Origin of the sequence: Agrobacterium larrymoorei (assembly GCF_037722385.1) — a bacterium.
Classification (GTDB): Bacteria; Pseudomonadota; Alphaproteobacteria; order Rhizobiales; family Rhizobiaceae; genus Agrobacterium; species Agrobacterium larrymoorei_C.
In genome coordinates, this window is record NZ_JBBKAQ010000020.1 from 228324 (window position 1) to 251527 (window position 23204).

Consider the following 23204-nt stretch of genomic DNA (forward strand, 5'->3'; position numbering starts at 1 on the left):
CTATCCTGTCTGTCCGTTACGGAGATTCTTGACCGGCCTTAGAAGACCGAGCAGAGAACCTCGCCACCAACGTTCTGTTCGCGAGCCTGGTGATCGGCCATCACGCCCTTCGGGGTCGAAAGGATGGTGATGCCGAGGCCGTTCGCGACCTGCGGAATGGACTTAACCGAGACATAAACTCGGCGGCCCGGCTTGGATACGCGGCCGATCTCACGGATCACCGACGCACCTTCGTAGTACTTCAGTTCGATGGTGAACTCGGACTTGCCGTTTTCAAAATCGACCTTGGAATAACCGCGGATGTAGCCTTCAGCCTGCAGCACGTCGAGAACGCGTGCACGGAGGCTGGAAGCAGGTGTGCTAACCGAAGACTTGCGACGGGAAGCACCATTGCGGATGCGGGTGAGCATATCACCCAAAGGATCAGTCATGGTCATGTGCCCGTCTCCTTACCAGCTCGACTTGACAATGCCCGGCACCTTGCCGGAATTGCCCAGCTCACGAAGCGCGATACGCGACATCTTGAGCTTGCGATAGAACGCGCGCGGACGGCCCGTTACTTCGCAGCGGTTGCGGATACGCGTCTTCGAGCCGTCACGCGGCAGCGAAGCGAGCTTCAGAGTTGCCTGGAACCGCTCTTCGATCGGAAGGGACTGGTTCATGACGATGGCCTTGAGGGCGGCACGCTTGCCGGCCTGGGAGGCAACTGTCTTGCGGCGGCGCTTGTTCTTTTCAACTGCGCTTGTTTTCGCCATATCGGAGTTCCTTTTCTACGCTCGTCGTTACGGTTACTGACGGAACGGGAAGTTGAACTCTGTCAAAAGAGCCCGTGCTTCGTCGTCGGTCGGAGCCGTCGTGCAAACGATGATGTCCATGCCCCACATCTGATCAACCTTATCGTAGTTGATTTCTGGGAACACAATGTGCTCCTTGATGCCCATGGCGAAGTTGCCACGGCCGTCAAAGCTCTTCGGGTTCAAGCCCCGGAAGTCGCGAACGCGCGGGAGCGCGATGTTGACCAGACGATCAAGGAATTCGTACATGCGTGCGCCGCGAAGAGTAACCTTCGCACCGATTGGCATGCCTTCGCGAACCTTGAAGCCAGCAATCGAGTTGCGGGCGCGGGTAACGACTGGCTTCTGACCTGCAATAGCAGCCAGATCGCCTGCAGCAACCGTGGGCTTCTTGGAGTCGGCAGTCGCCTCACCCACACCCATGTTGATCACGATCTTATCCAGCTTCGGGATCATCATGACGTTAGCGTAGGAGAACTTCTCCTGCATGGCGCCGCGGATACGGTTGACGTATTCCGTCTTGAGACGCGGTTCGTACTTGGTCTCAGCCATCGATGACTTCTCCCGAACGCTTGGCCACACGGACCTTCTTGCCTTCTACAACCTTGAAGCCAACGCGGGTCGGCTTGCCATCCTTATCGGCAATGGCAATGTTGGAGATGTGCAAGGATGCTTCCTTGTTGATAATGCCGGCTTCCTGGCTCTGGGTCTGGCGCTGGTGACGCTTCACCATGTTGACGCCACGCACAACAGCACGGTCTTCCTTCGGCATTACCTGGATTACTTCGCCGGTACGGCCCTTGTCCTTACCGGTCAATACGACAACCTTGTCGCCTTTACGAATCTTCTGCATCGCTCGTGCTCCTTACAGTACTTCTGGAGCCAGCGAGATGATCTTCATGTGGTTCTTGCCGCGAAGCTCGCGAGGAACCGGTCCGAAGATACGGGTGCCGATCGGCTCTTTCTTGTTGTCGATAAGAACAGCTGCGTTGTTATCGAAACGGATGACGCTGCCGTCGGCGCGGCGGATGTCCTTGGCGGTACGCACAACAACCGCCTTCATCACGTCGCCCTTCTTGACGCGGCCGCGCGGAATAGCTTCCTTGATGGAAACGACGATAATGTCGCCCACGGAAGCGTACTTGCGCTTGGAGCCGCCCAGCACCTTGATGCACATGACACGACGTGCGCCGGAATTATCCGCCACGTCGAGGTTTGTTTGCATCTGAATCATGTCAGGTCGCCTTCTTGTTGTTACCGGACCGGTTGGGCATACATCATGGATGCTGCCCCCTGTTCCAGCTTATGAAATCTCTGTCTTTGCGCGGAAGAAATCTTGCCAGGGTGGTTTCCCAAAGGGACCTTCCGTGCGCATCAAAGCAAAAGACGCTCGGGTTACGAGCGTCCTTGCGCTGCTTCATACAGATTTTCGCGCCAAGTGCAAGACACCTGGCGCGATTCCGTTGAAATTAAGCGTGAGCGGCAACAACCGTCCAGCGCTTATCCTTGGAGATCGGTGCGCATTCCTCAATGGAAACCACATCGCCGACCTTGTACTGGTTGTTTTCGTCGTGCGCCTTGTACTTCTTCGAACGACGAACGGTCTTCTGCAGCAGCGGGTGAGCGAATCGGCGCTCAACGCGAACTACGACGGTCTTTTCGTTCTTGTCGGATACAACGACGCCCTGGAGAATGCGTTTAGGCATAGTATTCTTCCTTAGGCCTTGGCTTCTGCGGCCTTTTGGGCAGCAATGGTTTTGATCCGGGCGATGTCCTTACGGACTTCGTTGATGCGCGAGGACTTTTCCAGCTGGCCGGTGGCCTTCTGGAAACGCAGGTTGAACTGTTCCTTCTTCAGGTCAGCCAACTTGTCCTTGAGCTGGTCGGCGCTGAGGCCGCGCATGTCTTCGGCTTTCATGTGCCTTGCTCCTTACTCTGCGATGCGCTGTACGAAGCGCGTCTTGACCGAGAGCTTAGCAGCGCCGAGACGAAGCGCCTCGCGGGCGATCTCCTCGGAAACACCGTCGATCTCGAACATCATACGACCGGGCTTGACCTTGCATGCCCAGTAGTCAACCGAACCCTTACCCTTACCCATACGAACTTCGGTCGGCTTAGCCGTAACCGGAGTATCGGGGAATACGCGGATCCAAACGCGACCTGCGCGCTTCATGTAACGCGTGATCGCGCGGCGGGCCGCTTCGATCTCACGTGCATTCACGCGGTTCGGTTCCTGCGACTTCAAGCCGAATTCACCGAATGCCAGGTCAAAGCCGCCCTTGGCGACGCCCTTGATGCGTCCCTTGAACTGCTTGCGGTACTTAGTACGCTTTGGCTGCAACATTTTCTTACTTCTCCGAGCTTATCTTTCGCCAGCGTCAATTAAGCGTTTTCGCGACGACGATCGTTGCGATCGCCACGCTCACGGCTTGCAGGACCCTGAGCATCGCCTTCGAGCGCACGACGCTCGGACGCCATCGGATCGTGCTCAAGGATTTCGCCCTTGAAGATCCAGACCTTGATGCCGCAGATGCCGAATGCGGTTTCGGCTTCAGCCGTACCGTAGTCGATGTCTGCACGCAGCGTGTGAAGCGGCACGCGACCTTCGCGGTACCATTCGGTACGAGCGATTTCCGCGCCACCGAGACGGCCGCCGCAGGTGATCTTGATGCCTTCCGCGCCGAGGCGCAGAGCGGACTGTACGGCGCGCTTCATGGCACGACGGAAAGCCACGCGGCGTTCCAGCTGCTGGGCGATCGACTGAGCAACGAGCGTTGCGTCGACTTCCGGCTTGCGCACTTCAACGATGTTGAGGTGCGTTTCGGAGCTGGTCATCTCGGAGATCTTCTTGCGAAGCTTCTCGATGTCAGCGCCCTTTTTGCCGATGATCAGGCCCGGACGAGCGGAGTGGATCGTAACGCGGCACTTCTTGTGTGGGCGCTCGATAACGACCTTTGCAATACCGGCCTGCTTCAGTTCCTTCACGAGGTAGGCACGGATAGCGAGGTCTTCATGCAGAAGGTTGCCGTACTCGGCAGTGTCAGCGTACCAACGGCTGTCCCACGTACGGTTGATGCCCAGGCGGAAGCCGATTGGATTGATTTTCTGACCCATTATGCGGCCTCCCCTTTTTCCTCGACTTCACGAACAACGATCGTGAGGTGCGAGAACGGCTTTTCGATGCGCGATGCACGGCCACGGCCACGAGCGTGGAAACGCTTCATGGTGATGGACTTGCCAACATAGGCCTCGGCGACGACGAGCGTGTCGACGTCGAGGTCATGGTTGTTCTCGGCGTTTGCGATAGCCGATTCCAGCGTCTTCTTGACGGTGGAAGCGATACGCTTGCGCGAGAACTCGAGCTCGGCGAGAGCGCGATCAACCTTCTTGCCACGGATAAGAGCGGCAACCAGGTTCAGTTTCTGGGGGCTGACGCGAAGCGTACGGGCAACGGCCTGAGCCTCGTTGTCCTTCAGCCGGCGTTCGGTCTTAGCCTTCGCCATGATTACTTCCTCTTTGCCTTCTTGTCCGCGCCATGACCGTAATAGGTCCGGGTCGGAGAGAATTCACCGAACTTGTGACCGACCATGTCTTCGTTGACAGAGACGGGCACATGCTTGCTGCCGTTGTAAACACCGAAGGTCAGACCAACGAACTGCGGCAGGATCGTGGAGCGACGGCTCCAGATCTTGATTACTTCACTGCGTCCGCCTGCGCGCACCTTCTCAGCCTTAGCGAGAAGATAGCCGTCAACAAACGGACCTTTCCATACTGAACGAGCCACTTGAGACTTCCTCTCTTACTTCTTGCGCTGATGGCGCGAACGCATGATGAACTTGTCAGTCGACTTGTTCGAGCGGGTACGCTTGCCCTTGGTGGGCTTGCCCCATGGCGTCACTGGATGACGACCGCCGGACGTGCGACCTTCACCACCGCCGTGCGGGTGGTCGACAGGGTTCATGACAACGCCGCGAACATGCGGACGCTTGCCGCGCCAACGCGAACGACCGGCCTTGCCGTCGTTGATGTTGCCGTGGTCAGCGTTGGAAACAGCGCCGATCGATGCGAGGCAGGAGCCGTGCACCAGACGCTGTTCACCGGAGTTGAGACGCAGGATCGCCATACCGGCATCGCGGCCAACGAGCTGTGCATAGGTACCGGCGGAGCGAGCGATCTGACCGCCCTTGCCCGGCTTCATCTCGACGTTATGGATGATCGAGCCGACCGGAATGAACTGCAGCGGCATGGTGTTGCCGGGCTTTACGTCCACTGCCTTGTCGGAGGCGATCACCTTGTCACCAGCAGCAAGACGCTGTGGCGCGAGAATGTAAGCCTGTTCGCCGTCCGTGTATGTCACGAGCGCGATGAATGCGGTGCGGTTAGGGTCGTATTCCAGACGTTCAACCGTACCTTCAACGTCGAACTTACGACGCTTGAAGTCTACCAGACGGTAGGTCCGCTTGTGACCGCCGCCTTGGAAACGAACGGTGATCCGGCCCTGGTTGTTACGGCCACCCTTCGAGCTGAGGCCCTGTGTAAGAGCCTTTACCGGCTTGCCCTTGTAGAGCGAAGCGCGGTCCACAATAACCAGCTGACGCTGGCTAGGTGTGGTCGGATTGAAACTTTTCAATGCCATTGTATTTGTTCCCTTTTGGGTCTTTGCCCGCTTGGGCCTAACCTTTAGAGTCCGGTGGACACGTCGATGGATTGACCTTCAGCAAGTGTCACGATCGCCTTCTTGACGTCCTTCTGCTTGCCAGCGAATCCACGGAAACGGCGCGTCTTACCCTTGCGGATAAGCGTGTTCACACCCGTGACCTTGACGCCGAAGAGAGCTTCCACGGCAGCCTTGATTTCAGGCTTGGAAGCGTCCTTGGCGACGTTGAATACGACCTGGTTCTGTTCGGATACCAGCGTCGACTTTTCCGTGATCGAGGGAGACACGATCACATCGTAGTGGCGAAGATCCGTCATTTGAACCGCTCCTCCAGAGCCTCTACAGCAGCCTTGGAAAGCACGAGCTTGCCACGGCGCAGGATGTCGTAAACATTGATGCCCTGTACCGGCAGAACGTCCACGTTCGGGATGTTCTGAGCTGCGAGCTTGAAGTTGCCATCAAGTTCTGCGCCGCCGATAACGAGAGCGTTGGTCAGGCCGAGCGAAGCGAAGTTGCCCAGCAGAGCCTTTGTCTTTGCGTCCGATGCAATCAGCTGATCAACGATGATCAGTTCTTCAGCCTTTGCCTTTGCAGACAGGGCGAGACGCAGGCCGAGCGCGCGAACCTTCTTTGGAAGGTCGTGAGCGTGGCTGCGAACGACTGGGCCGTGGGCCTTGCCGCCGCCGCGGAACTGCGGTGCGCGAGCCGAATGGTGACGAGCGCGGCCCGTACCCTTCTGCTTGTACATCTTTGCACCCGTGCGGGAAACTTCCGAACGGTTCTTGGTCTTGTGCGTGCCCTGCTGCTTCTTAGCAAGCTGCCAGCGCACAACGCGGGCCAGGATGTCCTGGCGTGGGTCGAGGCCGAAGATTTCGTCCGACAGGGCTACCTTGCCGGCGTCTTTTCCCTCGAGGGTCGTGACGTTCAATTCCATGATAAGGCTCCCTTACTTCGCAGCCGACTTGACGGCGTCGCGGACGATGATCCAGGAACCCTTGGAACCGGGAACGGCGCCCTTCACGAGGATCAAACCGCGATCCTCATCGGTCGAAACCACTTCCAGATTCTGGGTGGTGACGCGAGTCTGGCCCATATGACCAGCCATTCGCTTACCCTTCCACACGCGGCCCGGATCCTGGTTGGAACCCGTGGAACCGTGCGCACGGTGAGAGATCGAGTTACCGTGCGATGCGCGGCCACCACCGAAGTTGTGACGCTTCATCGAACCGGCAAAACCCTTACCGATCGTTGTTCCGGTTACGTCGACCAGCTGGCCGGCTTGAAAATGATTTGCGGTCAGTGTTGCACCGACGTCGATCAGGTTCTCGGTAGAGACCCGAAATTCGACGAGCTTTGCTTTCGGCTCGACATTGGCAGCGGCGAAATGGCCACGGAGCGCCTTTGTCGTGTTCTTGACCTTGGACTGGCCGGCACCGAGCTGAACTGCGGTATAGCCATTCTTGTCTTCCGTGCGCTGAGCAACAACCTGAAGGTTGTCCAGACGCAGGACCGTTACGGGAATATGCTCACCAGCGTCGTTGTAGACGCGGGTCATTCCCACTTTCTGTGCAATCACACCTGAACGCATTGGTTCAATCCTCTTGCGAGCCTTGAAGGGAAACCCCTTGCTCGGCCTTTGTTAGGGAGTTCCCTTCGACATCTCACGATGTTTCCGGTCTCCGGATTGGAAGACGTTGGATTAATCCACGTACCTTCCTTGTTATATCGGCCCTTACTTTCGCAAGGTCAGGCCGAGGTCTTAGAGCTTGATTTCCACGTCAACGCCAGCAGCGAGGTCGAGCTTCATCAGCGCGTCAACAGTCTGCGGGGTGGGGTCAACGATGTCGAGAAGACGCTTGTGCGTCCGCATTTCGAACTGCTCACGGCTCTTCTTGTCCACGTGGGGAGAGCGGTTGACAGTGAATTTTTCAATGCGGGTCGGCAGCGGAACCGGGCCGCGAACGCTGGCGCCGGTGCGCTTGGCGGTCGACACGATTTCACGGGTAGAGGCATCGAGGATCCGGTGGTCAAACGCCTTGAGGCGGATACGGATATTCTGGCCGTTCATTCGTCTTGTCCTTGTTCTTTATTATTGATTTCCGCACGCGGAAATACATGAACCTAGTTAATCGTGGCGCCGCAGATTTTCAAAAATCGAGAGGAACGCGAAGAGCGCATCCCAATCATTTCAGTAGTCTGTATTGCGAAATCACCAGGAGCCGCAACACATTGCGAATCCAGCGGTGAACGTGAGTGCGCGTTTACGCGCTTTCACCGAAATTTTCAAGCACTAAAAGTGCAGCACCGATACGCTTTTTCATCAAACAACTGGCGGCGGTGTTTTAGCACCGCCGCCAGATAGAATTTTGAGACGTCGAGATTACTCGATGATCGAAGCAACGATGCCGGCGCCGACGGTACGGCCGCCTTCGCGGATCGCGAAGCGCAGCTTTTCTTCCATCGCGATCGGAACGATCAGCTCAACGGCAACAGTGACGTTGTCGCCAGGCATAACCATTTCCGTGCCTTCTGGAAGCGAAACAATACCGGTAACATCAGTCGTACGGAAGTAGAACTGCGGACGGTAGTTCGTGAAGAACGGCGTATGACGGCCGCCTTCTTCCTTCGTCAGGATGTAGGCTTCTGCCATGAACTTCTTGTGCGGCTTGACCGAACCTGGCTTGCAAAGGATCTGACCACGCTCAACGCCATCGCGCTGCACGCCACGAACCAGTGCACCGATGTTGTCGCCAGCCTGGCCCTGGTCGAGCAGCTTGCGGAACATTTCAACGCCGGTAACCGTCGTCTTGGAGGTCGCACGAATGCCGACGATTTCGACTTCTTCACCAACCTTGACGATACCACGCTCAACGCGGCCGGTCACAACCGTACCACGACCCGAGATCGAGAACACGTCTTCGATCGGCATCAGGAACGGCTGGTCGATCGGACGCTCAGGCGTCGGGATGTAGGCGTCAACCTGAGCCATCAGCTCGCGGATTGCGTCTTCGCCGATCTTCTTGTCGGAATCTTCAAGAGCGGCCAGTGCCGAACCCTTGACGATCGGAATATCGTCGCCCGGGAAGTCGTAGGACGACAGAAGTTCGCGAACTTCAAGCTCGACGAGCTCGAGAAGTTCTGCGTCGTCAACCTGGTCGACCTTGTTGAGGAACACGACGATCGCCGGAACACCAACCTGGCGAGCAAGCAGGATGTGCTCGCGCGTCTGCGGCATCGGGCCGTCAGCTGCAGAGCAAACCAGGATCGCGCCGTCCATCTGCGCAGCACCGGTGATCATGTTCTTCACGTAGTCGGCGTGGCCGGGGCAGTCAACGTGAGCGTAGTGACGGTTCGGCGTCTCATACTCAACGTGCGCCGTCGAAATCGTGATACCACGAGCCTTCTCTTCAGGAGCCGCGTCGATCTGGTCGTACGCCTTGAACTCGCCGAAGAACTTCGTGATCGCGGCAGTCAAAGACGTCTTGCCGTGGTCAACGTGACCAATCGTGCCGATGTTGACGTGCGGCTTATTCCGCTCAAACTTGCTCTTTGCCATTAGTGGCTCTCCATCTTGTCCCTAAGCGGGAATAAACTCTAAATCTCGTTTGGGGCGTACCCCGATCACTTCTGACCGGAGTACTTTGCCTGGATGTCGGCAGCAACGTTGCTCGGAACCGGCGCATAGTGATCGAAGGTCATCGAGTACTGTGCACGGCCCTGAGACATCGACCGAAGGTTGTCGACGTACTTGAACATGTTGGCCAGCGGAACGTGAGCGCTGATCACGATGGTGATGCCACGCGATTCCTGACCCTGGATCTGACCGCGACGCGAGTTCAGATCGCCGATCACGTCACCGACGTAATCTTCAGGGGTCACGACTTCGACCTTCATCATCGGCTCGAGAAGCTGTGCACCAGCCTTCTTCGCTGCTTCACGGAAGCAGGCACGCGATGCGATTTCGAACGCCAGAACAGACGAGTCAACATCGTGGTATGCACCATCGAGAAGCGTTGCCTTGACGCCGAGCATCGGGAAGCCAGCAAGCGGACCGGAAGACAGAACGCTTTCGATACCCTTCTGAACGCCTGGGATGTATTCCTTCGGAACAGCACCACCAACGATCTTGGATTCGAACTTGAAGTCTTCGCCTTCTGGGTTCGGTTCGAACAGAAGCTTGACGCGCGCGAACTGACCGGTACCACCGGACTGCTTCTTGTGCGTGTAGTCTTCTTCGTGCGACTTGGTGATCGTTTCGCGGTAAGCAACCTGCGGAGCACCGACGGTGGCTTCAACCTTGAACTCGCGACGCATACGGTCGACGATGATGTCGAGGTGAAGTTCACCCATGCCGGCGATGATCGTCTGACCGGATTCCTCATCCGTCTTCACGCGGAACGAAGGATCTTCAGCTGCCAGGCGGTTGAGCGCAAGGCCCATCTTTTCCTGGTCGCCCTTGGTCTTCGGCTCGATCGCGATCTGGATGACCGGCTCAGGGAATTCCATGCGCTCGAGAATAACAGGCTTCAGCGGATCGCAGAGCGTGTCACCCGTGGTGGTTTCCTTGAGGCCAGCAAGCGCAACGATGTCGCCAGCATAGGCTTCTTCGATGTCTTCACGCGAGTTGGAGTGCATCTGCAGCATACGGCCGACGCGCTCGCGCTTGTCCTTGACCGTGTTCATGACGGACGTGCCCTTTTCGAGCTTGCCCGAGTAGATGCGTGCGAAGGTGAGCGAACCGACGAAGGGGTCGTTCATGATCTTGAACGCGAGCATGGACAGTGGCTCGGAATCGTCAGCGTGACGCTCGATTTCGGCTTCCGTCTTGAAGTCGATGCCCTTGATCGCAGGGATATCCAGCGGAGAAGGCAGGTAATCGACAACAGCGTCGAGGAGCGGCTGAACGCCCTTGTTCTTGAACGCGGTACCGCAGAACATCGGGTGGAATTTCACGTCGATGGTGCCGCGACGAACGAGTTCGCGAATCTTGTCGTTGTCCGGGTAGTTGCCTTCGAGGTAGGCTTCCATCGCTTCTTCGTCGATCTCGACAACGGTCTCGATCAGCTTTTCGCGATATTCTTCGGCCTTCGCCTTCATGTCTTCCGGAATCTCGACGACGTCCCACTGGGCGCCGAGCGATTCATCGCGCCAGACGAGAGCATTCATCTCGATCAGGTCGACAACGCCCTTGAATTCCGTTTCAGCGCCGATCGGCAGCTGCATGACGACAGCGGTGGCACCGAGACGGGTCTTGATCATCTCTACCGAGCGGTAGAAGTCAGCGCCCGTCTTGTCCATCTTGTTGCAGAAGATCATACGCGGAACGTTGTACTTCTCTGCCTGGCGCCAAACGGTTTCCGTCTGCGGCTCAACACCGGCGTTGGCATCGAGCAGCGCGATAGCGCCGTCGAGAACGCGCAGCGAACGCTCGACTTCGATGGTGAAGTCGACGTGGCCGGGGGTGTCGATGATGTTGAAACGGCGCATCTTGCCGTCACGACCCTTCCAGAAGGTCGTCGTAGCAGCAGAGGTGATCGTGATGCCACGCTCCTGCTCCTGCTCCATCCAGTCCATCGTGGCAGCGCCATCATGAACTTCGCCGATTTTGTGCGACTTGCCCGTATAGTAGAGAATACGTTCAGTGGTCGTCGTCTTACCGGCGTCGATATGCGCCATGATACCGAAATTGCGGTAGTCTTCGATTTTATATTCGCGAGCCATAATGGACTGCCTTTCGATATTCGACCGTTGAGATTACCAGCGGTAGTGCGAGAATGCGCGGTTAGCATCAGCCATCTTGTGCGTGTCTTCACGCTTCTTGACGGCAGATCCGCGGTTGTTCGCAGCGTCCATGAGTTCGCCGGAGAGGCGATCGATCATGGTCGTTTCGTTGCGCTTGCGCGCAGCGGCGATCAGCCAACGGATGGCGAGAGCCTGGCGGCGCTCCGGACGAACGTCGACCGGAACCTGGTATGTCGCACCACCAACGCGGCGAGAACGCACTTCAACATGCGGGGCGACGTTGTCGAGAGCGGAATGGAACACGCCGAGCGGCTCCTGCTTCGTCTTGCCCTGCACGGCGTCGAACGCGCCGTAAACGATGCTTTCGGCAACAGACTTCTTGCCGTGAAGCATGATGGCATTCATGAACTTGGTGACGACCAGATCGCCGAACTTCGGGTCCGGATTGATCTCACGCTTTTCTGCACTATGGCGACGGGACATACTCTTTGTCTCTCATATGTTATTGACGCTATACCACGCGGAGAACCTCGCGCAGCGCCGGATTGTTATTGCCGAATTACTTCGGACGCTTCGCACCGTACTTCGAACGGCGCTGCTTGCGGTTCTTGACGCCCTGGGTATCGAGAACACCGCGGATGATGTGGTAACGAACGCCCGGCAAGTCCTTGACGCGGCCGCCACGGATCATGACAACGGAGTGTTCCTGAAGGTTGTGACCTTCGCCAGGAATGTAACCGATGACTTCGAAGCCGTTGGTGAGGCGGATCTTGGCAACCTTACGAAGAGCCGAGTTCGGCTTCTTTGGGGTCGTCGTGTAAACGCGGGTGCAAACGCCACGCTTCTGTGGGTTTTCCTGCAGAGCAGGAACCTTGTTGCGCTTTACCTGTGCCTGACGCGGCTTACGGATCAGCTGGTTTACGGTAGGCATATAACCATCCCTTGCAAAAACTACTTTAGCCACCCCTTCGGGTGGCGGCTACGCCGTCTCCGGCAACCAAACACGCACAGCCTCATGCGCAAAACGTGGCCCGATCCGGTTTCCTCGGATGGACCACCAAGAGCAGAGGACGTAAAGACATACGTCTTGCGTGCAACAATCGTGTCTCTTACGTGTTTTGGACCCCTGTTTGAAGTGATCTCCAGGACGAGTCGTCCCAGATGGCCAGACTTCACATCGGCTCCGATGGCGGGCGTACTACTGTCTTAGCCCGCTTTCGTCAAGGGTGAATCCGAATTTTGTCCCCGCCTGGCAGGCTCCAACGCCCGGCGCTGCGGCAATTCGAAAGGCTTTTATTATAAAGCCCCTACCCTCAGCATTGTTTTTCGGCTTGTGCCCTTTGGCTTTTCACAAAAGCCGTCTATTGATTCCCTTGAAGCACCATTCGCCCTAAGCTCAGGTCGCAATGGAGGCAACATGTGGCAGGCGTCAACGTCAGATGGATTCGCCTCTGGCACCCTCCACCAAAGACAAAAGGAATCGCGTCATGATCACCGAACCCGACAACGACAATGGACGCGACGAGGCGATGGTCTTCGTCATCATCGGCAAGGCCTATGAGCGCGAAGGCGAAGACGGCATCGACATCCACGTCATCCTCCAGGCGCCAGACGACGACACGGCTGTGCGTGAAGCCTTGAACGCACTGTCGGAAGAAGGTTTCCTCGAAGCCGATCTCGACCAGATCGGCATGATCACCGAAGTGCCGGACGACGAACCCCACGCGTCCGCCTATCAGGGCGCGCTGGAAGGCGAAGTCTCGATCATCCGTTTTGCCTGAAATCACAAAGGGCGTGCAACGGCGCGCCCTTTCTTCTGTCTGCTCGCGCTTACCAAACGCTACGCAGCATCATCTCCAGGCCGAGCAAAGCCAGCATCATCAGAAAGCATCGCTTGAACGTCGTCGGGCTAAACGCCCTTCTGAGGACCTGTCCAGCGCCCATGCCGATCAATGCTGGAAAGACCGCCAGGGCCGACCACCCCGCCGCCTCCAAATGAAATGCGCCGTTCAAGACGAGCCCGATCGTCAGCGCAATCGTCGATACTGTGAACGACAGGCCGAGAGCCTGCACCAGATCGTCTTTCTCGAAGCCGAGCGATTGGAGATAGGGAACCGCCGGAATGACGAATACGCCGGTCGCGCCTGTAATCGATCCTGTTACGATCCCCACCAAAGGCGAGAGCCAGAATTCATGTTCCGGTGGGATGCGATAGGGTTTCGCCAGCAGCGTATAGATCGCATACAGGGTCAACGCGGTTCCAAGAGCAAATGTGCTCCATCCCCCGTCCCCACCCGTCAGCATCGAGGTGCTGGCAACTGTCCCGATTACAACCCCAACCATCATCGTCCATAAACGGTAGAATATCCGTGCGACTTTCGCGCCGGCCAGCAACTGCCAGACGTTTGTGACGAAGGACGGAACGATCAGCAGCGATGCGGCTGCAAGTGGCGACAGGAACCCGCCGAGGATCCCCATCGCGACGGTCGGTAGCCCCATCCCTGTCACGCCCTTGACAAGACCGGCACAGAAGAAGGTAGCTGCTACGGCAAGCAGCATGAAGAAGGAATAATCGCTCATGAAACTGTCATAGCGCAGCCCTTGGACTCCACAATACGGGATTTCCTCGATCAGCCTTCGGCTGGACCGAAGGCTGATTTACATTTACGCTCCATGTCATGCGCTTCGACCTCACCGATCTTCGCCTATTTCTTGCTGTTGCCGAAGCCGGCAGCATCACCCATGGTGCACAGGAAGCCGGCCTGTCGCTTGCCGCAGCCAGCGACAGGCTACGTGAGATGGAGCTTGCGGGCGGTGTTGTCTTGCTGGAGAGAGGCAGGCGCGGCATTCGCCTGACCGAGGCTGGCGAAACACTCTCCCATCACGCCCGTCAGATCATTGGCCATGTCGCGCTGATGCGCGCCGATCTAGGCCAACTTGCCAAAGGCTTGCGAGCGACGATCCGCATGGCCGTCAACACGGCGGCAATGGTGGACACCCTGCCGGACCGCCTCACGCCGTGGCTTGCAGGGCATCCCCAGGTCGATGTCGATCTTCGCGAACGTCAAAGCCACGAGATCGCCCGCAGCGTCACCGCAGGCTTTGCCGACATCGGCATCCTGTCCGACGTTGCGGCACATGAAGGGCTCGTCCTCAAACCTTTCGCCACCAGTCAACTCGCCGTTGTCAGCGCCAAGTCCCACAAGCTGGCGAACGACAAGCAGGTCCGCTTTGAGAACCTCACCGAAGACTATTTCATCGGGCTGAAGGACGGTGCCCTTCAAGCTCATATCAAGGCCCAGGCAGAAAAAATCGGCGCGCGCCTGCGCTATCGTACCAGCCTGCGCACCTTCGAAAGCATCTGCCAGGCCGCAAGCGCCGGTATCGGCATCGCCATCGTCCCCTCCGCCATCGCCCACCGATGCAAACGCACTGACCCTTTGTCCGTCACGCCGTTGGCGGATGCATGGGCACGACGTAACCTCGTGGTCTGCATCGCTAAGGGCATAGAGCAGACGCCTCTGGTCGCAGACCTGTTCCAGCATTTGTCCGCAACCACGTGAATGCGTACGAAAGTCCTGGACGTCTTACCTGCGTGTATCTTACTCAGCCCAACGCGTTTTTAGCGCCACCGAGACGTCGGCCATCGACTGCGTGAGAGCGTGGCCGACCAAACACTCTCTCACAGTAAGATCGAAGCGTCTCGAGATCGGCTTCGCCGCGATAGGCAATGTGGCCATCAGGTCGAATGAGGATCAATGATGCTTTTCCAACTCCATAGGCAGCATGGGCTTCATGGTCGAGATCGTAAAGCGCGGTCGGATCGCCAGCCCTTGTCACCGCCGCACCGAGGATGAGGCGCGGGCAAATGAAGGTCCACTCCTGTACACCCGTGCAGCACAAACGGAGCGCGTCCAAGACATCTCTTTCCCGGCCGTCAAAAGCAAGCAGCGTCCATCCGAAACTCTTTCCGTCGGGATTGTAGAGATGGTCGAAGAGTGTCGTAGATCTGCCATCCTCAGCGATCACCTTCGCATCGGGCGCACGCTCTCCCGCCTTCGGACCTCCCTTGGCGACAAGGTCTTTCAACCCGGCGAGATGATCTTCATTCAATGGGCTCTTAGGATAGGCGACATTCAATTGCTGCAGATCCGCGCTGCCCTGGATGAGAGTGCCAATATCGGGAAGGAACCTTGCCGCCAGATCGATCGCGGCATCCTTGATCGCACCGCGATAAACGCTGTTTTCAAACCCGCGAACTTGCTGATCGTCTAGTCTGCGGTGCTCACCGCCCCTCTCTTCATCATAAGACTGGAGCAGCAGAGGTGCCGCCCAGCCGTCAAGAACCATTGCTAGGCGCCAAGCCAGACCCACCGCATCATGAAAACCCGAATTCATGCCCTGCCCGCCGGCGGGTAGCGACTCGTGCCCGGCGTCGCCCACCAGAAAAACCCTTCCCTTGGCGTAGTGTTCGGCAGCACCATGCTGGAAGCGACTATGGGTCAACCAGATAGGGTCGGTGAGTGTCAGCGTCTCATCCTCGGTTACCTCGCGTGCGATGGTCTGCATTTCATCGAGCGTCGGGTCTCTATCGGGAAGTCCGGTATCGTCGGACAGGAAGAACAGACGGTGATACCCGCCCCAGACGGAGAGCACCCCACAGAAACCTTTTTCGTAGTAGAAGAACCAGAGGTGGTCGAAGTCGGTAGACCGGCGCCACGTCAGCTTTGCGTCAAGCTGCCGGTTCATCACATGAGGCAGCTTCTTGAGCTCGAAGTCGAGACCCAATGCCTTGCGAACGGCGCCATCATGACCATCTGCGCCGACAAGGTAACGACAGCGTAAGGTCTCGATGGGTTCAACGATCTGGCCTTCATCATCTTGGCTCACCGTGCCGATCGTAACCGTAACGCTGTCGGCATCCTGCTCGAAGGAGGTGACCCTTCTGCCTCGCTCTACCTCTGCTCCGCTGCTCCTGATCCGTTCCGTCAACGTCTGCTCGATCACATCCTGGCCGCTATAGAGGACGGTGCCGTAAGGGCTATCGACATCGGCGATCCGGACTGGGTTGACCGGTCGACCATTCAGCAGCGTGTTGATTTGGGTTATCTGGTAGGATTTCTCTGCAAGGGCATCGCGAAGTCCGATGCTTGCCAGCAGTTCCTGTGGCCGAGCCCAAAGGTTGTTCGCGCGGGAGTGCGCTCGCGGCTCATGTCGCTGTTCAAACAGTCGAAACGTCACCCCATGATGCGCCAGCGCACAAGCCGTAGTGAGCCCGATAGGACCGCCTCCCACGATGACAACATCGACATCGAAATCTCTTTTCGCCTGTTCGCTCTTCATAACGTTCCTTTCCCGAAAGCCTCGCCGAAATCGTCGCCGTTCGTTTCGAGAGCTTCGTCCAATGCTGAATTGAGGTCGTGTAGGACGTCCATGGCGGTGCCCAACCGCTCTGCGCCGACGCGTTTCAGAATGTGTTCATCCAGCGACAAAACGGCTTCCTCAGCCTGCTGCAAAGCAGCCCTACCCGCTGGCGTCAGAACAACGAGCTTTGCCCGCAGATGGTGGGGGTTCGGTTCCAGTTTCACAAAGCCGCGTTCGACCAGCAGGTCCGTCACGCGCTGTACCGATTGGCGGGTCAAACCCATATTGCGGGCTATGTGCGCGACTGGAAGAGGGAATGACGCGTAGCCCAATGCCCCCAGAACCTGCCACCAGGCGGTGGTCAGTCCAAGCGGGCCGACAATGCGATTGCCCGCATCCACCAGCCGGCCATTGCTCTCGAAAATAGCGAGAACGAGACCACGCACGATCTTCTGGGCGTCGTCGGCACTCAAGTCAGCCTCCTGTCAATTTGACAACATGCTGTCAACTTGAAAAGACGGATATGGTTCCAGACGCCCGTCAACAAAGCGGCGATTTATCTACTGAGCTGTATTACCCTATCTGGATTGAGCGCTTTCACGAATGCTTCGTCGTGGCTTACGGCCAAGACGGCTCCGTCATAGGCCGCCAACGCCGCCTCGAGAGCTGCGATCCCATCCAGATCGAGATGATTGGTCGGCTCGTCGAGGATCAGCAACTGTGGCGGTGTCACCGCGCCAATTGTGCAGGCGAGCCCGGCGCGCACGCGTTCGCCGCCACTCAACGTGTCGGCCATGCGCAGAGCATCGTCTGCGCGAAATTTGAACCGGGCAAGCGCGGCATAGGCTTCTCGATCTTCCGCCTCAGCATGGATCTGCCGGAAATTGTCAAGCAACGTCAGCTCGTCGCGAAGACACCGGACATGCTGATCCAGAACGGCGAACGGCACCAGCATATCGATTACGCCGCAGGACGGTGCCATCTCGCCGCAAATCAGTTTCAGCAGCGTCGTCTTTCCGCTGCCATTTGGTCCCGCAAGAACGACACGCTCCGGCCCGGTCATCGAGAGGGAAAACTCGCAAATGAGGGGGCGCAACAGATCATACCCAGCCGAAACGTCCTGCAGCCGAAGGACGCCTTTGCCGGCAACCAAGCCAGTTCGGGGGATGTCCATCCGGATTGGCTGAAGCACCTCGATGCGAGATCGTGCAGCCGAAACTGCAGCCTCCGAGGTCTCACGTCTGGCGTCGCGCAGGCGCGCACCTGCCCCGCCGGATGCTTCTGCACGGCCTTTCGCTGCGTCCATCAGTATCTTCGGCTGATCGCCCATTGACCGGCTCCTCGCACCGGCACTGTCCTTGCGGGCTTTTCGCTCCGCAGCCTGTTGGGCTCGCTGCGCCACTTCTCGGCTAACTCTTTCCGCCTGCGACAGATCATGTGTCGCCGCATCCAGTTCCTTTTGCTTCAGCTCCAGATAAGCGCTGTAGCCGCCGCCATAGCGGGAAATCCCAAGCGACGTCAGTTCGGCGATCGCGTCCATCTCTTCCAGCAATTCCCGATCATGGCTGACCACGATGGCGCCACGCCGCCACTGACGAACAAGCTCGATCACCATGTCCCGCCCTGCCCGATCGAGATTATTGGTCGGCTCGTCGAGGAGTAGAAAATCCGGCTCTGCTAGAAGGATAGCTGCAAGTGAAGCACGCACGCGCTGTCCGCCAGACAGCTTGGCAAGCGGGGTCTCCGGATCGGCACCCAAACCATAGTGCTCGAGTGCAGCCTCCATCCTTGCGCCAACTGTCCAATCGGCATCCGCCAGTTCCTCGGCACTCGCCTGCCCCGCAGCTGCGCGCTCGATGAGCGCTAGTGCCTCGCGTAGACCAAAAAGATCTGAGAGGGTTACATCGGGTCGGATCATCTCGTCCTGTCGCATCAAAGCGACCTTGCCAGAAACGGAGACGCGGCCACCCTGCGAGATCATATCGCCAGCGATGACGCGCAGAAGCGTGGTTTTGCCAACGCCATTGCGCCCGACGAGCCCAACTCGCTCGGCGGTGAAATTGAAATCGATATTGGTGAAAACTGGTTGGCCGTCAGGCTTGATGCAGGACAGACCAGAAAGAGAAATTGACGAAACCATAGGACAAAACATCTCGCTGCAAAACCAAGGGTGAAGTGGTTGCGCGTGTCCAATCCATCGTCGTCATGTGTCCTCTATCGAAGGCGTTCAAGATAGCCTTCTAACCCCGATCCTTCAAGTCACATCAATTTGTATAAGCACATCCTGAGCAAACGGCCGCTTTCCATGCCCGCGCCAAAACGAAAAACGCCCGGATTGCTCCGGGCGTTTCTATGTCCATTGGCGAGAACCTCCTTGAGAGGTCTCTGCCCTGGCTGCCTTACTCGGCAGCCGGTGCCTTATCCGTCATGTCCTGCAGCATCTGGTTGGCGGAAGCAGAGCCCGTGCTCTTCTTGCGCTCCTCGATGATGAGGTCGTCGCGGGTCGTCGCGATGCGGCGGATCTGCGTCATGGTGCCGCCGGTACCAGCCGGGATAAGGCGGCCGACGATGACGTTTTCCTTGAGGCCCTGCAGCGTGTCCGTCTTGCCGGCAATTGCAGCTTCCGTGAGAACCTTTGTGGTTTCCTGGAACGAAGCGGCCGAGATGAATGACGGCGTCTGCAGCGATGCCTTGGTGATACCGAGAAGAACCGGTTCGCCATAAGCAGGCTTCTTGCCTTCTTCGATCAGACGATCGTTGTTGTCTTCCATCTCGATGCGGTCGACGTTGTCGCCCACGATGTACTGGCTGTCGCCGGCATCCGTGATCTCAACCTTCTGCAGCATCTGACGAACGATGACTTCGATGTGCTTATCGTTGATGACAACGCCCTGCAGACGATAGACTTCCTGGATTTCGTTCACGAGGTAGGAAGCGAGCGCCTCCACGCCCTTGATCGCCAGAATGTCGTGCGGCGCGGGGTTACCGTCGAGGATGTACTCACCCTTCTCGATGTAGTCGCCTTCCTGAAGATGGAAGGGCTTGCCCTTCGGGATCAGGTATTCGACTGCCTCGACGCCGTCTTCTGCAGGCTCGATCATCACGCGGCGCTTGTTCTTGTAGTCGCGGCCGAGGCGGATGGTACCATCGATTTCGGCGATGATAGCGTGATCCTTCGGACGACGCGCTTCGAAGAGTTCGGCAACGCGCGGCAGACCACCGGTGATGTCCTTGGTCTTGGCGCTTTCCAGCGGCGAACGTGCAAGCACGTCACCCTGGGAAACCTTCTGACCAGGTTCGACCGACAGAATTGCATCCACCGACAGCTGGAAGCGCGCTTCGCCGCCACGGGACAGCTTGGCAACTGCGCCGGAGGCATCCTTGATGACGATCGCAGGCTTCAGATCCGAACCACGTGGTGTCGAACGCCAGTCGATAACCTGACGCTTGGTGATACCCGTGGATTCGTCGGTCGCTTCGAGAACGGAGAGACCATCGACCAGATCTTCGAAGTGAACGGTGCCTTCCACTTCCGTCATCATTGGGCGGGTGTAAGGGTCCCACTCTGCCAGACGCTGACCGCGCTTGACCTTGTCGCCATCATCGACGAACAGCTTCGAACCGTAAGCGACGCGCTGCGAAGAACGCTCAACGCCACGCTCATCGAGAATGGTAACCGACATGTTGCGGCCCATCGCGATGAGAACACCTTCCGACGAGCGGAGGATGTTGCGGTTCTTGATCTGGATCGTACCTTCGTAAGACGCTTCCAGGAACGACTGGTCAACCACGTTAGCCGTACCACCAAGGTGGAACGTACGCATGGTCAGCTGCGTGCCTGGCTCACCAATCGACTGAGCGGCGATGACGCCAACGGCTTCGCCCATGTTGACAGGCGTACCGCGTGCAAGGTCACGACCGTAGCAGACGCCGCAGACGCCAACCTGGATTTCGCAAGTCAGAGCAGAACGGATGCGAACGGACTGGATACCAGCCTTCTCGATGGCAGCAACGTCGGCTTCATCGATCAGTGTGCCAGCCTTGACGATGTTCTCGCCTGTAACCGGGTTGTCGATGTCGTCAAGCGAGGTACGACCGAGAATACGTGCGCCGAGCGAAGCAACGACCTGACCGGCATCGACGATGGCAGTCATGGTGAGGCCCTTGTCGGTGCCGCAATCACGAGAGTTGACGATGCAGTCCTGCGCGACGTCAACGAGACGACGTGTCAGGTAACCGGAGTTCGCCGTCTTCAAGGCAGTATCTGCAAGACCCTTACGGGCACCGTGGGTCGAGTTGAAGTACTCGTTAACGGTCAGGCCTTCCTTGAAGTTCGAGATGATCGGCGTTTCGATGATCTCGCCCGATGGCTTGGCCATGAGGCCGCGCATACCGCCGAGCTGACGCATCTGGTTCGGTGAACCGCGGGCACCCGAGTGGCTCATCATGTAGATGGAGTTCATCGGCTTCTGGCGACCGGTTTCCTGGTCGAATTCCACAGCCTTAATGCGCGCCATCATTTCTTCGGCGACCTTTTCAGTCGCCTTGCCCCAGGCGTCGACAACCTTGTTGTACTTTTCGCCCTGGGTGATGAGACCATCATTGTACTGCTGCTCGTATTCCTTCACCAGAGATTCGGTGTCGCCAACGATCTTTGCCTTGGTGTCCGGAATGATCATGTCGTCCTTGCCGAACGAAATACCGGCGCGGCAGGCATGGGTGAAGCCGAGCTGCATGATGCGGTCGCAGAAAATGACCGTGTCCTTCTGACCGCAGTGACGGTAGACCGTGTCGATCATCTTGGAGATGTTCTTCTTGGTCATTTCCTGGTTGCAGGTCTCGAAAGGCACGTTCACGTTCTTCGGCAGAAGTTCGCCGATGATCATGCGTCCAGGCGTCGTTTCATAGATCTTGGAAACCAGCTTGCCGTCGGCATCCATGGTCTTGAAGCGGCCACGGATCTTCGCGTGCAGCGTCACGACCTTGTTTTCAAGAGCATGATGCAGTTCGCCCATGTCGGAGAAGGCCATGCCTTCGCCGGGCTCGCGCTCGTTCATGATCGAGAGGTAGTAGAGGCCGAGAACCATGTCCTGCGAAGGAACGATGATCGGTGCGCCGTTTGCAGGGTGCAGGATGTTGTTCGTCGACATCATCAGCACGCGTGCTTCCAGCTGCGCTTCGAGCGACAGAGGAACGTGCACAGCCATCTGGTCACCGTCGAAGTCGGCGTTGAACGCCGTGCAGACGAGCGGATGCAGCTGGATGGCCTTGCCTTCGACCAGCGTGGGTTCGAAAGCCTGGATACCCAGACGGTGCAGCGTCGGTGCGCGGTTCAGAAGAACAGGATGCTCGCGGATAACCTCATCGAGGATATCCCAGACTTCCGGCTTTTCTTTCTCGACCAGCTTCTTGGCCTGCTTGACGGTGGAGGAGTAACCCTTCGCGTCGAGGCGGGCATAGATGAACGGCTTGAACAGTTCGAGCGCCATCTTCTTCGGCAGACCGCACTGGTGCAGCTTCAGTTCCGGACCGGTCACGATGACCGAACGACCGGAATAGTCGACGCGCTTGCCGAGAAGGTTCTGGCGGAAGCGGCCCTGCTTGCCCTTGAGCATGTCGGAGAGCGACTTCAGCGGACGCTTGTTGGCACCCGTGATGACGCGACCGCGACGACCGTTGTCGAACAGCGCGTCAACGGATTCCTGCAACATACGCTTTTCGTTGCGGATGATGATACCCGGTGCGCGAAGTTCGATAAGACGCTTCAAACGGTTGTTACGGTTGATGACGCGACGATAGAGATCGTTCAGGTCGGACGTCGCAAAGCGGCCGCCATCCAGCGGAACCAGCGGACGCAAATCCGGCGGGATCACCGGAACGACCTTCATGATCATCCATTCCGGACGGTTGCCGGATTCCATGAAGTTCTCGACGATCTTCAGGCGCTTCATCAACTTCTTCTGCTTGAGATCGGATGTGGTCTCAGCAAGGTCCGTACGAAGGTCGCCAGCGATTTTCTCGAGGTCCATCGAAGCGAGCATTTCGTAGATCGCTTCAGCACCGATCATTGCCGTGAACTGGTCTTCACCGAATTCATCGACAGCAATCATGTACTCTTCTTCGGACAGAAGCTGGTTCTGCTTCATCGAAGTCAGGCCAGGCTCGGTCACGATGTAGTTTTCGAAGTAGAGAACGCGCTCTACATCCTTCAGCGTCATGTCGAGCAGGGTCGAGATACGCGAAGGCAGCGACTTCAGGAACCAGATATGGGCAACAGGAGCAGCAAGCTCGATATGGCCCATACGCTCACGGCGAACGCGCGACAGGGTAACTTCGACGCCGCACTTTTCGCAGATGATGCCCTTGTACTTCATGCGCTTGTACTTACCGCACAGGCACTCGTAGTCCTTGATCGGTCCGAAAATGCGCGCGCAGAACAGACCGTCGCGCTCAGGCTTGAACGTACGGTAGTTGATGGTTTCCGGCTTCTTGATCTCACCGTAGGACCACGACAGGATTTTCTCCGGCGAAGCGATCGAAATCCGGATGGAATCGAAATGCTGCGCAGGCACCTGCGGGTTGAAAAGATTCATGACCTCTTGGTTCATGCCTTGTCTCCTTAAGGGGATGGAGCCCCTTGCTTGCAT

The 23204-nt window shown here is 57.7% G+C and carries 27 protein-coding genes; 2 read left to right on the forward strand and 25 right to left on the reverse strand.

The features are described 5' to 3' along the window. Positions 1-38 precede the first annotated feature (38 nt). From rpsH to rpsL, 20 genes are all read right to left on the reverse strand, one after another. Positions 39-437, reverse strand: a complete 399-nt coding sequence (gene rpsH, locus WKI41_RS20040; protein ID WP_062427528.1) for a 30S ribosomal protein S8 — start codon at positions 435-437, stop codon at positions 39-41. Positions 438-449: 12 nt separating this feature from the next. Beyond that, positions 450-755, reverse strand: coding sequence for a 30S ribosomal protein S14 (rpsN, locus tag WKI41_RS20045; protein ID WP_062427529.1), 306 nt, complete (start codon positions 753-755; stop codon positions 450-452). A 33-nt stretch (positions 756-788) separates the two neighbouring features. After that, positions 789-1346 carry a 50S ribosomal protein L5 gene (gene rplE / locus WKI41_RS20050; RefSeq protein WP_062427530.1) on the reverse strand — a complete coding sequence of 186 codons (558 nt, stop codon included), beginning with the start codon at positions 1344-1346 and terminating at the stop codon, positions 789-791. Further along, positions 1339-1647: a 50S ribosomal protein L24 gene (gene rplX, locus WKI41_RS20055; RefSeq protein ID WP_062427531.1), complete on the reverse strand. Its 309-nt coding sequence runs from the start codon at positions 1645-1647 to the stop codon at positions 1339-1341. The genes rplE and rplX overlap by 8 nt, the downstream gene beginning before the upstream one ends. Before the next feature lie 12 nt (positions 1648-1659). Further along, positions 1660-2028 (reverse strand): 50S ribosomal protein L14, encoded by a 369-nt coding sequence (rplN, locus tag WKI41_RS20060; protein ID WP_027677419.1) that lies wholly within the window; start codon positions 2026-2028, stop codon positions 1660-1662. A gap of 235 nt (positions 2029-2263) precedes the next feature. Continuing rightward, on the reverse strand, positions 2264-2500 hold the full coding sequence (rpsQ, locus tag WKI41_RS20065; RefSeq protein WP_027677420.1) for a 30S ribosomal protein S17: 237 nt from the start codon (positions 2498-2500) through the stop codon (positions 2264-2266). A gap of 11 nt (positions 2501-2511) precedes the next feature. Beyond that, positions 2512-2712 (reverse strand): 50S ribosomal protein L29, encoded by a 201-nt coding sequence (gene rpmC, locus WKI41_RS20070; protein WP_340195221.1) that lies wholly within the window; start codon positions 2710-2712, stop codon positions 2512-2514. A gap of 12 nt (positions 2713-2724) precedes the next feature. Continuing rightward, entirely contained in the window at positions 2725-3138 is a 414-nt protein-coding gene (gene rplP / locus WKI41_RS20075) for a 50S ribosomal protein L16 (RefSeq protein ID WP_027677422.1), read from the reverse strand. Positions 3139-3176: 38 nt separating this feature from the next. After that, positions 3177-3908 (reverse strand): 30S ribosomal protein S3, encoded by a 732-nt coding sequence (rpsC, locus tag WKI41_RS20080; RefSeq protein WP_340195222.1) that lies wholly within the window; start codon positions 3906-3908, stop codon positions 3177-3179. Then, positions 3908-4297: a 50S ribosomal protein L22 gene (rplV, locus tag WKI41_RS20085; protein ID WP_306933243.1), complete on the reverse strand. Its 390-nt coding sequence runs from the start codon at positions 4295-4297 to the stop codon at positions 3908-3910. The genes rpsC and rplV overlap by 1 nt, the downstream gene beginning before the upstream one ends. A 2-nt stretch (positions 4298-4299) precedes the next feature. Further along, a complete protein-coding gene (rpsS, locus tag WKI41_RS20090; protein WP_027677425.1) occupies positions 4300-4578 on the reverse strand; it encodes a 30S ribosomal protein S19 in 279 nt (92 codons plus the stop codon). 15 nt (positions 4579-4593) lie between these two features. Continuing rightward, positions 4594-5430, reverse strand: coding sequence for a 50S ribosomal protein L2 (rplB, locus tag WKI41_RS20095; protein ID WP_062427534.1), 837 nt, complete (start codon positions 5428-5430; stop codon positions 4594-4596). A 44-nt stretch (positions 5431-5474) separates the two neighbouring features. Beyond that, entirely contained in the window at positions 5475-5768 is a 294-nt protein-coding gene (locus WKI41_RS20100; RefSeq protein WP_027677427.1) for a 50S ribosomal protein L23, read from the reverse strand. Then, a complete protein-coding gene (gene rplD / locus WKI41_RS20105; protein ID WP_296038476.1) occupies positions 5765-6385 on the reverse strand; it encodes a 50S ribosomal protein L4 in 621 nt (206 codons plus the stop codon). Before rplD ends, WKI41_RS20100 begins: the two co-directional genes overlap by 4 nt. A gap of 12 nt (positions 6386-6397) precedes the next feature. Further along, positions 6398-7039: a 50S ribosomal protein L3 gene (gene rplC, locus WKI41_RS20110; protein WP_340195223.1), complete on the reverse strand. Its 642-nt coding sequence runs from the start codon at positions 7037-7039 to the stop codon at positions 6398-6400. A 171-nt stretch (positions 7040-7210) separates the two neighbouring features. Beyond that, positions 7211-7519, reverse strand: coding sequence for a 30S ribosomal protein S10 (gene rpsJ, locus WKI41_RS20115; RefSeq protein ID WP_003507767.1), 309 nt, complete (start codon positions 7517-7519; stop codon positions 7211-7213). A gap of 312 nt (positions 7520-7831) precedes the next feature. After that, positions 7832-9007 (reverse strand): elongation factor Tu, encoded by a 1176-nt coding sequence (gene tuf, locus WKI41_RS20120; protein ID WP_340195224.1) that lies wholly within the window; start codon positions 9005-9007, stop codon positions 7832-7834. A 65-nt stretch (positions 9008-9072) separates the two neighbouring features. Continuing rightward, the gene (gene fusA, locus WKI41_RS20125) at positions 9073-11172 is read right to left on the reverse strand and encodes an elongation factor G (protein WP_306933251.1); all 2100 of its coding nucleotides are present in this window, start codon (positions 11170-11172) and stop codon (positions 9073-9075) included. 33 nt (positions 11173-11205) lie between these two features. Continuing rightward, positions 11206-11676: a 30S ribosomal protein S7 gene (rpsG, locus tag WKI41_RS20130; RefSeq protein ID WP_340195225.1), complete on the reverse strand. Its 471-nt coding sequence runs from the start codon at positions 11674-11676 to the stop codon at positions 11206-11208. Between the two features lie 76 nt (positions 11677-11752). Next, on the reverse strand, positions 11753-12124 hold the full coding sequence (gene rpsL / locus WKI41_RS20135) for a 30S ribosomal protein S12 (RefSeq protein WP_003507760.1): 372 nt from the start codon (positions 12122-12124) through the stop codon (positions 11753-11755). 556 nt (positions 12125-12680) lie between these two features. Between rpsL and WKI41_RS20140 the strand changes: the two genes are divergently transcribed. Beyond that, on the forward strand, positions 12681-12974 hold the full coding sequence (locus WKI41_RS20140) for a transcriptional regulator (protein WP_113261687.1): 294 nt from the start codon (positions 12681-12683) through the stop codon (positions 12972-12974). A 49-nt stretch (positions 12975-13023) separates the two neighbouring features. On the opposite strand, the gene WKI41_RS20145 is transcribed toward WKI41_RS20140, so the two are convergent. Continuing rightward, positions 13024-13773 (reverse strand): sulfite exporter TauE/SafE family protein, encoded by a 750-nt coding sequence (locus WKI41_RS20145; protein WP_340195226.1) that lies wholly within the window; start codon positions 13771-13773, stop codon positions 13024-13026. Between the two features lie 98 nt (positions 13774-13871). Here WKI41_RS20145 and WKI41_RS20150 point away from each other — a divergent pair, with 98 nt between their 5' ends. After that, positions 13872-14756 carry a LysR family transcriptional regulator gene (locus WKI41_RS20150; protein ID WP_340195227.1) on the forward strand — a complete coding sequence of 295 codons (885 nt, stop codon included), beginning with the start codon at positions 13872-13874 and terminating at the stop codon, positions 14754-14756. A gap of 43 nt (positions 14757-14799) precedes the next feature. On the opposite strand, the gene WKI41_RS20155 is transcribed toward WKI41_RS20150, so the two are convergent. The 4 genes from WKI41_RS20155 to rpoC all read right to left on the reverse strand — a co-directional run bounded on the left by WKI41_RS20155 (position 14800) and on the right by rpoC (position 23165). Continuing rightward, positions 14800-16536: an FAD-dependent monooxygenase gene (locus WKI41_RS20155; RefSeq protein ID WP_340195228.1), complete on the reverse strand. Its 1737-nt coding sequence runs from the start codon at positions 16534-16536 to the stop codon at positions 14800-14802. Beyond that, positions 16533-17030, reverse strand: a complete 498-nt coding sequence (locus WKI41_RS20160) for a MarR family winged helix-turn-helix transcriptional regulator (RefSeq protein WP_340195229.1) — start codon at positions 17028-17030, stop codon at positions 16533-16535. Before WKI41_RS20160 ends, WKI41_RS20155 begins: the two co-directional genes overlap by 4 nt. A gap of 83 nt (positions 17031-17113) precedes the next feature. Beyond that, entirely contained in the window at positions 17114-18697 is a 1584-nt protein-coding gene (locus tag WKI41_RS20165; protein WP_340195230.1) for an ABC-F family ATP-binding cassette domain-containing protein, read from the reverse strand. A 259-nt stretch (positions 18698-18956) separates the two neighbouring features. Continuing rightward, complete coding sequence (rpoC, locus tag WKI41_RS20170) at positions 18957-23165, reverse strand: DNA-directed RNA polymerase subunit beta' (RefSeq protein ID WP_340195231.1); 4209 nt, start codon at positions 23163-23165, stop codon at positions 18957-18959. Between the last annotated feature and the right edge of the window lie 39 nt (positions 23166-23204).

Coding starts and splice junctions, on each gene's coding strand:
- rpsH (WP_062427528.1), bottom strand. CDS start 437: ATGACCATGACTGATCCTTTGGGTGATATGCTCACCCGCATCCGCAAT.
- rpsN (WP_062427529.1), bottom strand. CDS start 755: ATGGCGAAAACAAGCGCAGTTGAAAAGAACAAGCGCCGCCGCAAGACA.
- rplE (WP_062427530.1), bottom strand. CDS start 1,346: ATGGCTGAGACCAAGTACGAACCGCGTCTCAAGACGGAATACGTCAAC.
- rplX (WP_062427531.1), bottom strand. CDS start 1,647: ATGCAGAAGATTCGTAAAGGCGACAAGGTTGTCGTATTGACCGGTAAG.
- rplN (WP_027677419.1), bottom strand. CDS start 2,028: ATGATTCAGATGCAAACAAACCTCGACGTGGCGGATAATTCCGGCGCA.
- rpsQ (WP_027677420.1), bottom strand. CDS start 2,500: ATGCCTAAACGCATTCTCCAGGGCGTCGTTGTATCCGACAAGAACGAA.
- rpmC (WP_340195221.1), bottom strand. CDS start 2,712: ATGAAAGCCGAAGACATGCGCGGCCTCAGCGCCGACCAGCTCAAGGAC.
- rplP (WP_027677422.1), bottom strand. CDS start 3,138: ATGTTGCAGCCAAAGCGTACTAAGTACCGCAAGCAGTTCAAGGGACGC.
- rpsC (WP_340195222.1), bottom strand. CDS start 3,908: ATGGGTCAGAAAATCAATCCAATCGGCTTCCGCCTGGGCATCAACCGT.
- rplV (WP_306933243.1), bottom strand. CDS start 4,297: ATGGCGAAGGCTAAGACCGAACGCCGGCTGAAGGACAACGAGGCTCAG.
- rplB (WP_062427534.1), bottom strand. CDS start 5,430: ATGGCATTGAAAAGTTTCAATCCGACCACACCTAGCCAGCGTCAGCTG.
- WKI41_RS20100 (WP_027677427.1), bottom strand. CDS start 5,768: ATGACGGATCTTCGCCACTACGATGTGATCGTGTCTCCCTCGATCACG.
- rplD (WP_296038476.1), bottom strand. CDS start 6,385: ATGGAATTGAACGTCACGACCCTCGAGGGAAAAGACGCCGGCAAGGTA.
- rplC (WP_340195223.1), bottom strand. CDS start 7,039: ATGCGTTCAGGTGTGATTGCACAGAAAGTGGGAATGACCCGCGTCTAC.
- rpsJ (WP_003507767.1), bottom strand. CDS start 7,519: ATGAACGGCCAGAATATCCGTATCCGCCTCAAGGCGTTTGACCACCGG.
- tuf (WP_340195224.1), bottom strand. CDS start 9,007: ATGGCAAAGAGCAAGTTTGAGCGGAATAAGCCGCACGTCAACATCGGC.
- fusA (WP_306933251.1), bottom strand. CDS start 11,172: ATGGCTCGCGAATATAAAATCGAAGACTACCGCAATTTCGGTATCATG.
- rpsG (WP_340195225.1), bottom strand. CDS start 11,676: ATGTCCCGTCGCCATAGTGCAGAAAAGCGTGAGATCAATCCGGACCCG.
- rpsL (WP_003507760.1), bottom strand. CDS start 12,124: ATGCCTACCGTAAACCAGCTGATCCGTAAGCCGCGTCAGGCACAGGTA.
- WKI41_RS20140 (WP_113261687.1), top strand. CDS start 12,681: ATGATCACCGAACCCGACAACGACAATGGACGCGACGAGGCGATGGTC.
- WKI41_RS20145 (WP_340195226.1), bottom strand. CDS start 13,773: ATGAGCGATTATTCCTTCTTCATGCTGCTTGCCGTAGCAGCTACCTTC.
- WKI41_RS20150 (WP_340195227.1), top strand. CDS start 13,872: ATGCGCTTCGACCTCACCGATCTTCGCCTATTTCTTGCTGTTGCCGAA.
- WKI41_RS20155 (WP_340195228.1), bottom strand. CDS start 16,536: ATGAAGAGCGAACAGGCGAAAAGAGATTTCGATGTCGATGTTGTCATC.
- WKI41_RS20165 (WP_340195230.1), bottom strand. CDS start 18,697: ATGGTTTCGTCAATTTCTCTTTCTGGTCTGTCCTGCATCAAGCCTGAC.
- rpoC (WP_340195231.1), bottom strand. CDS start 23,165: ATGAACCAAGAGGTCATGAATCTTTTCAACCCGCAGGTGCCTGCGCAG.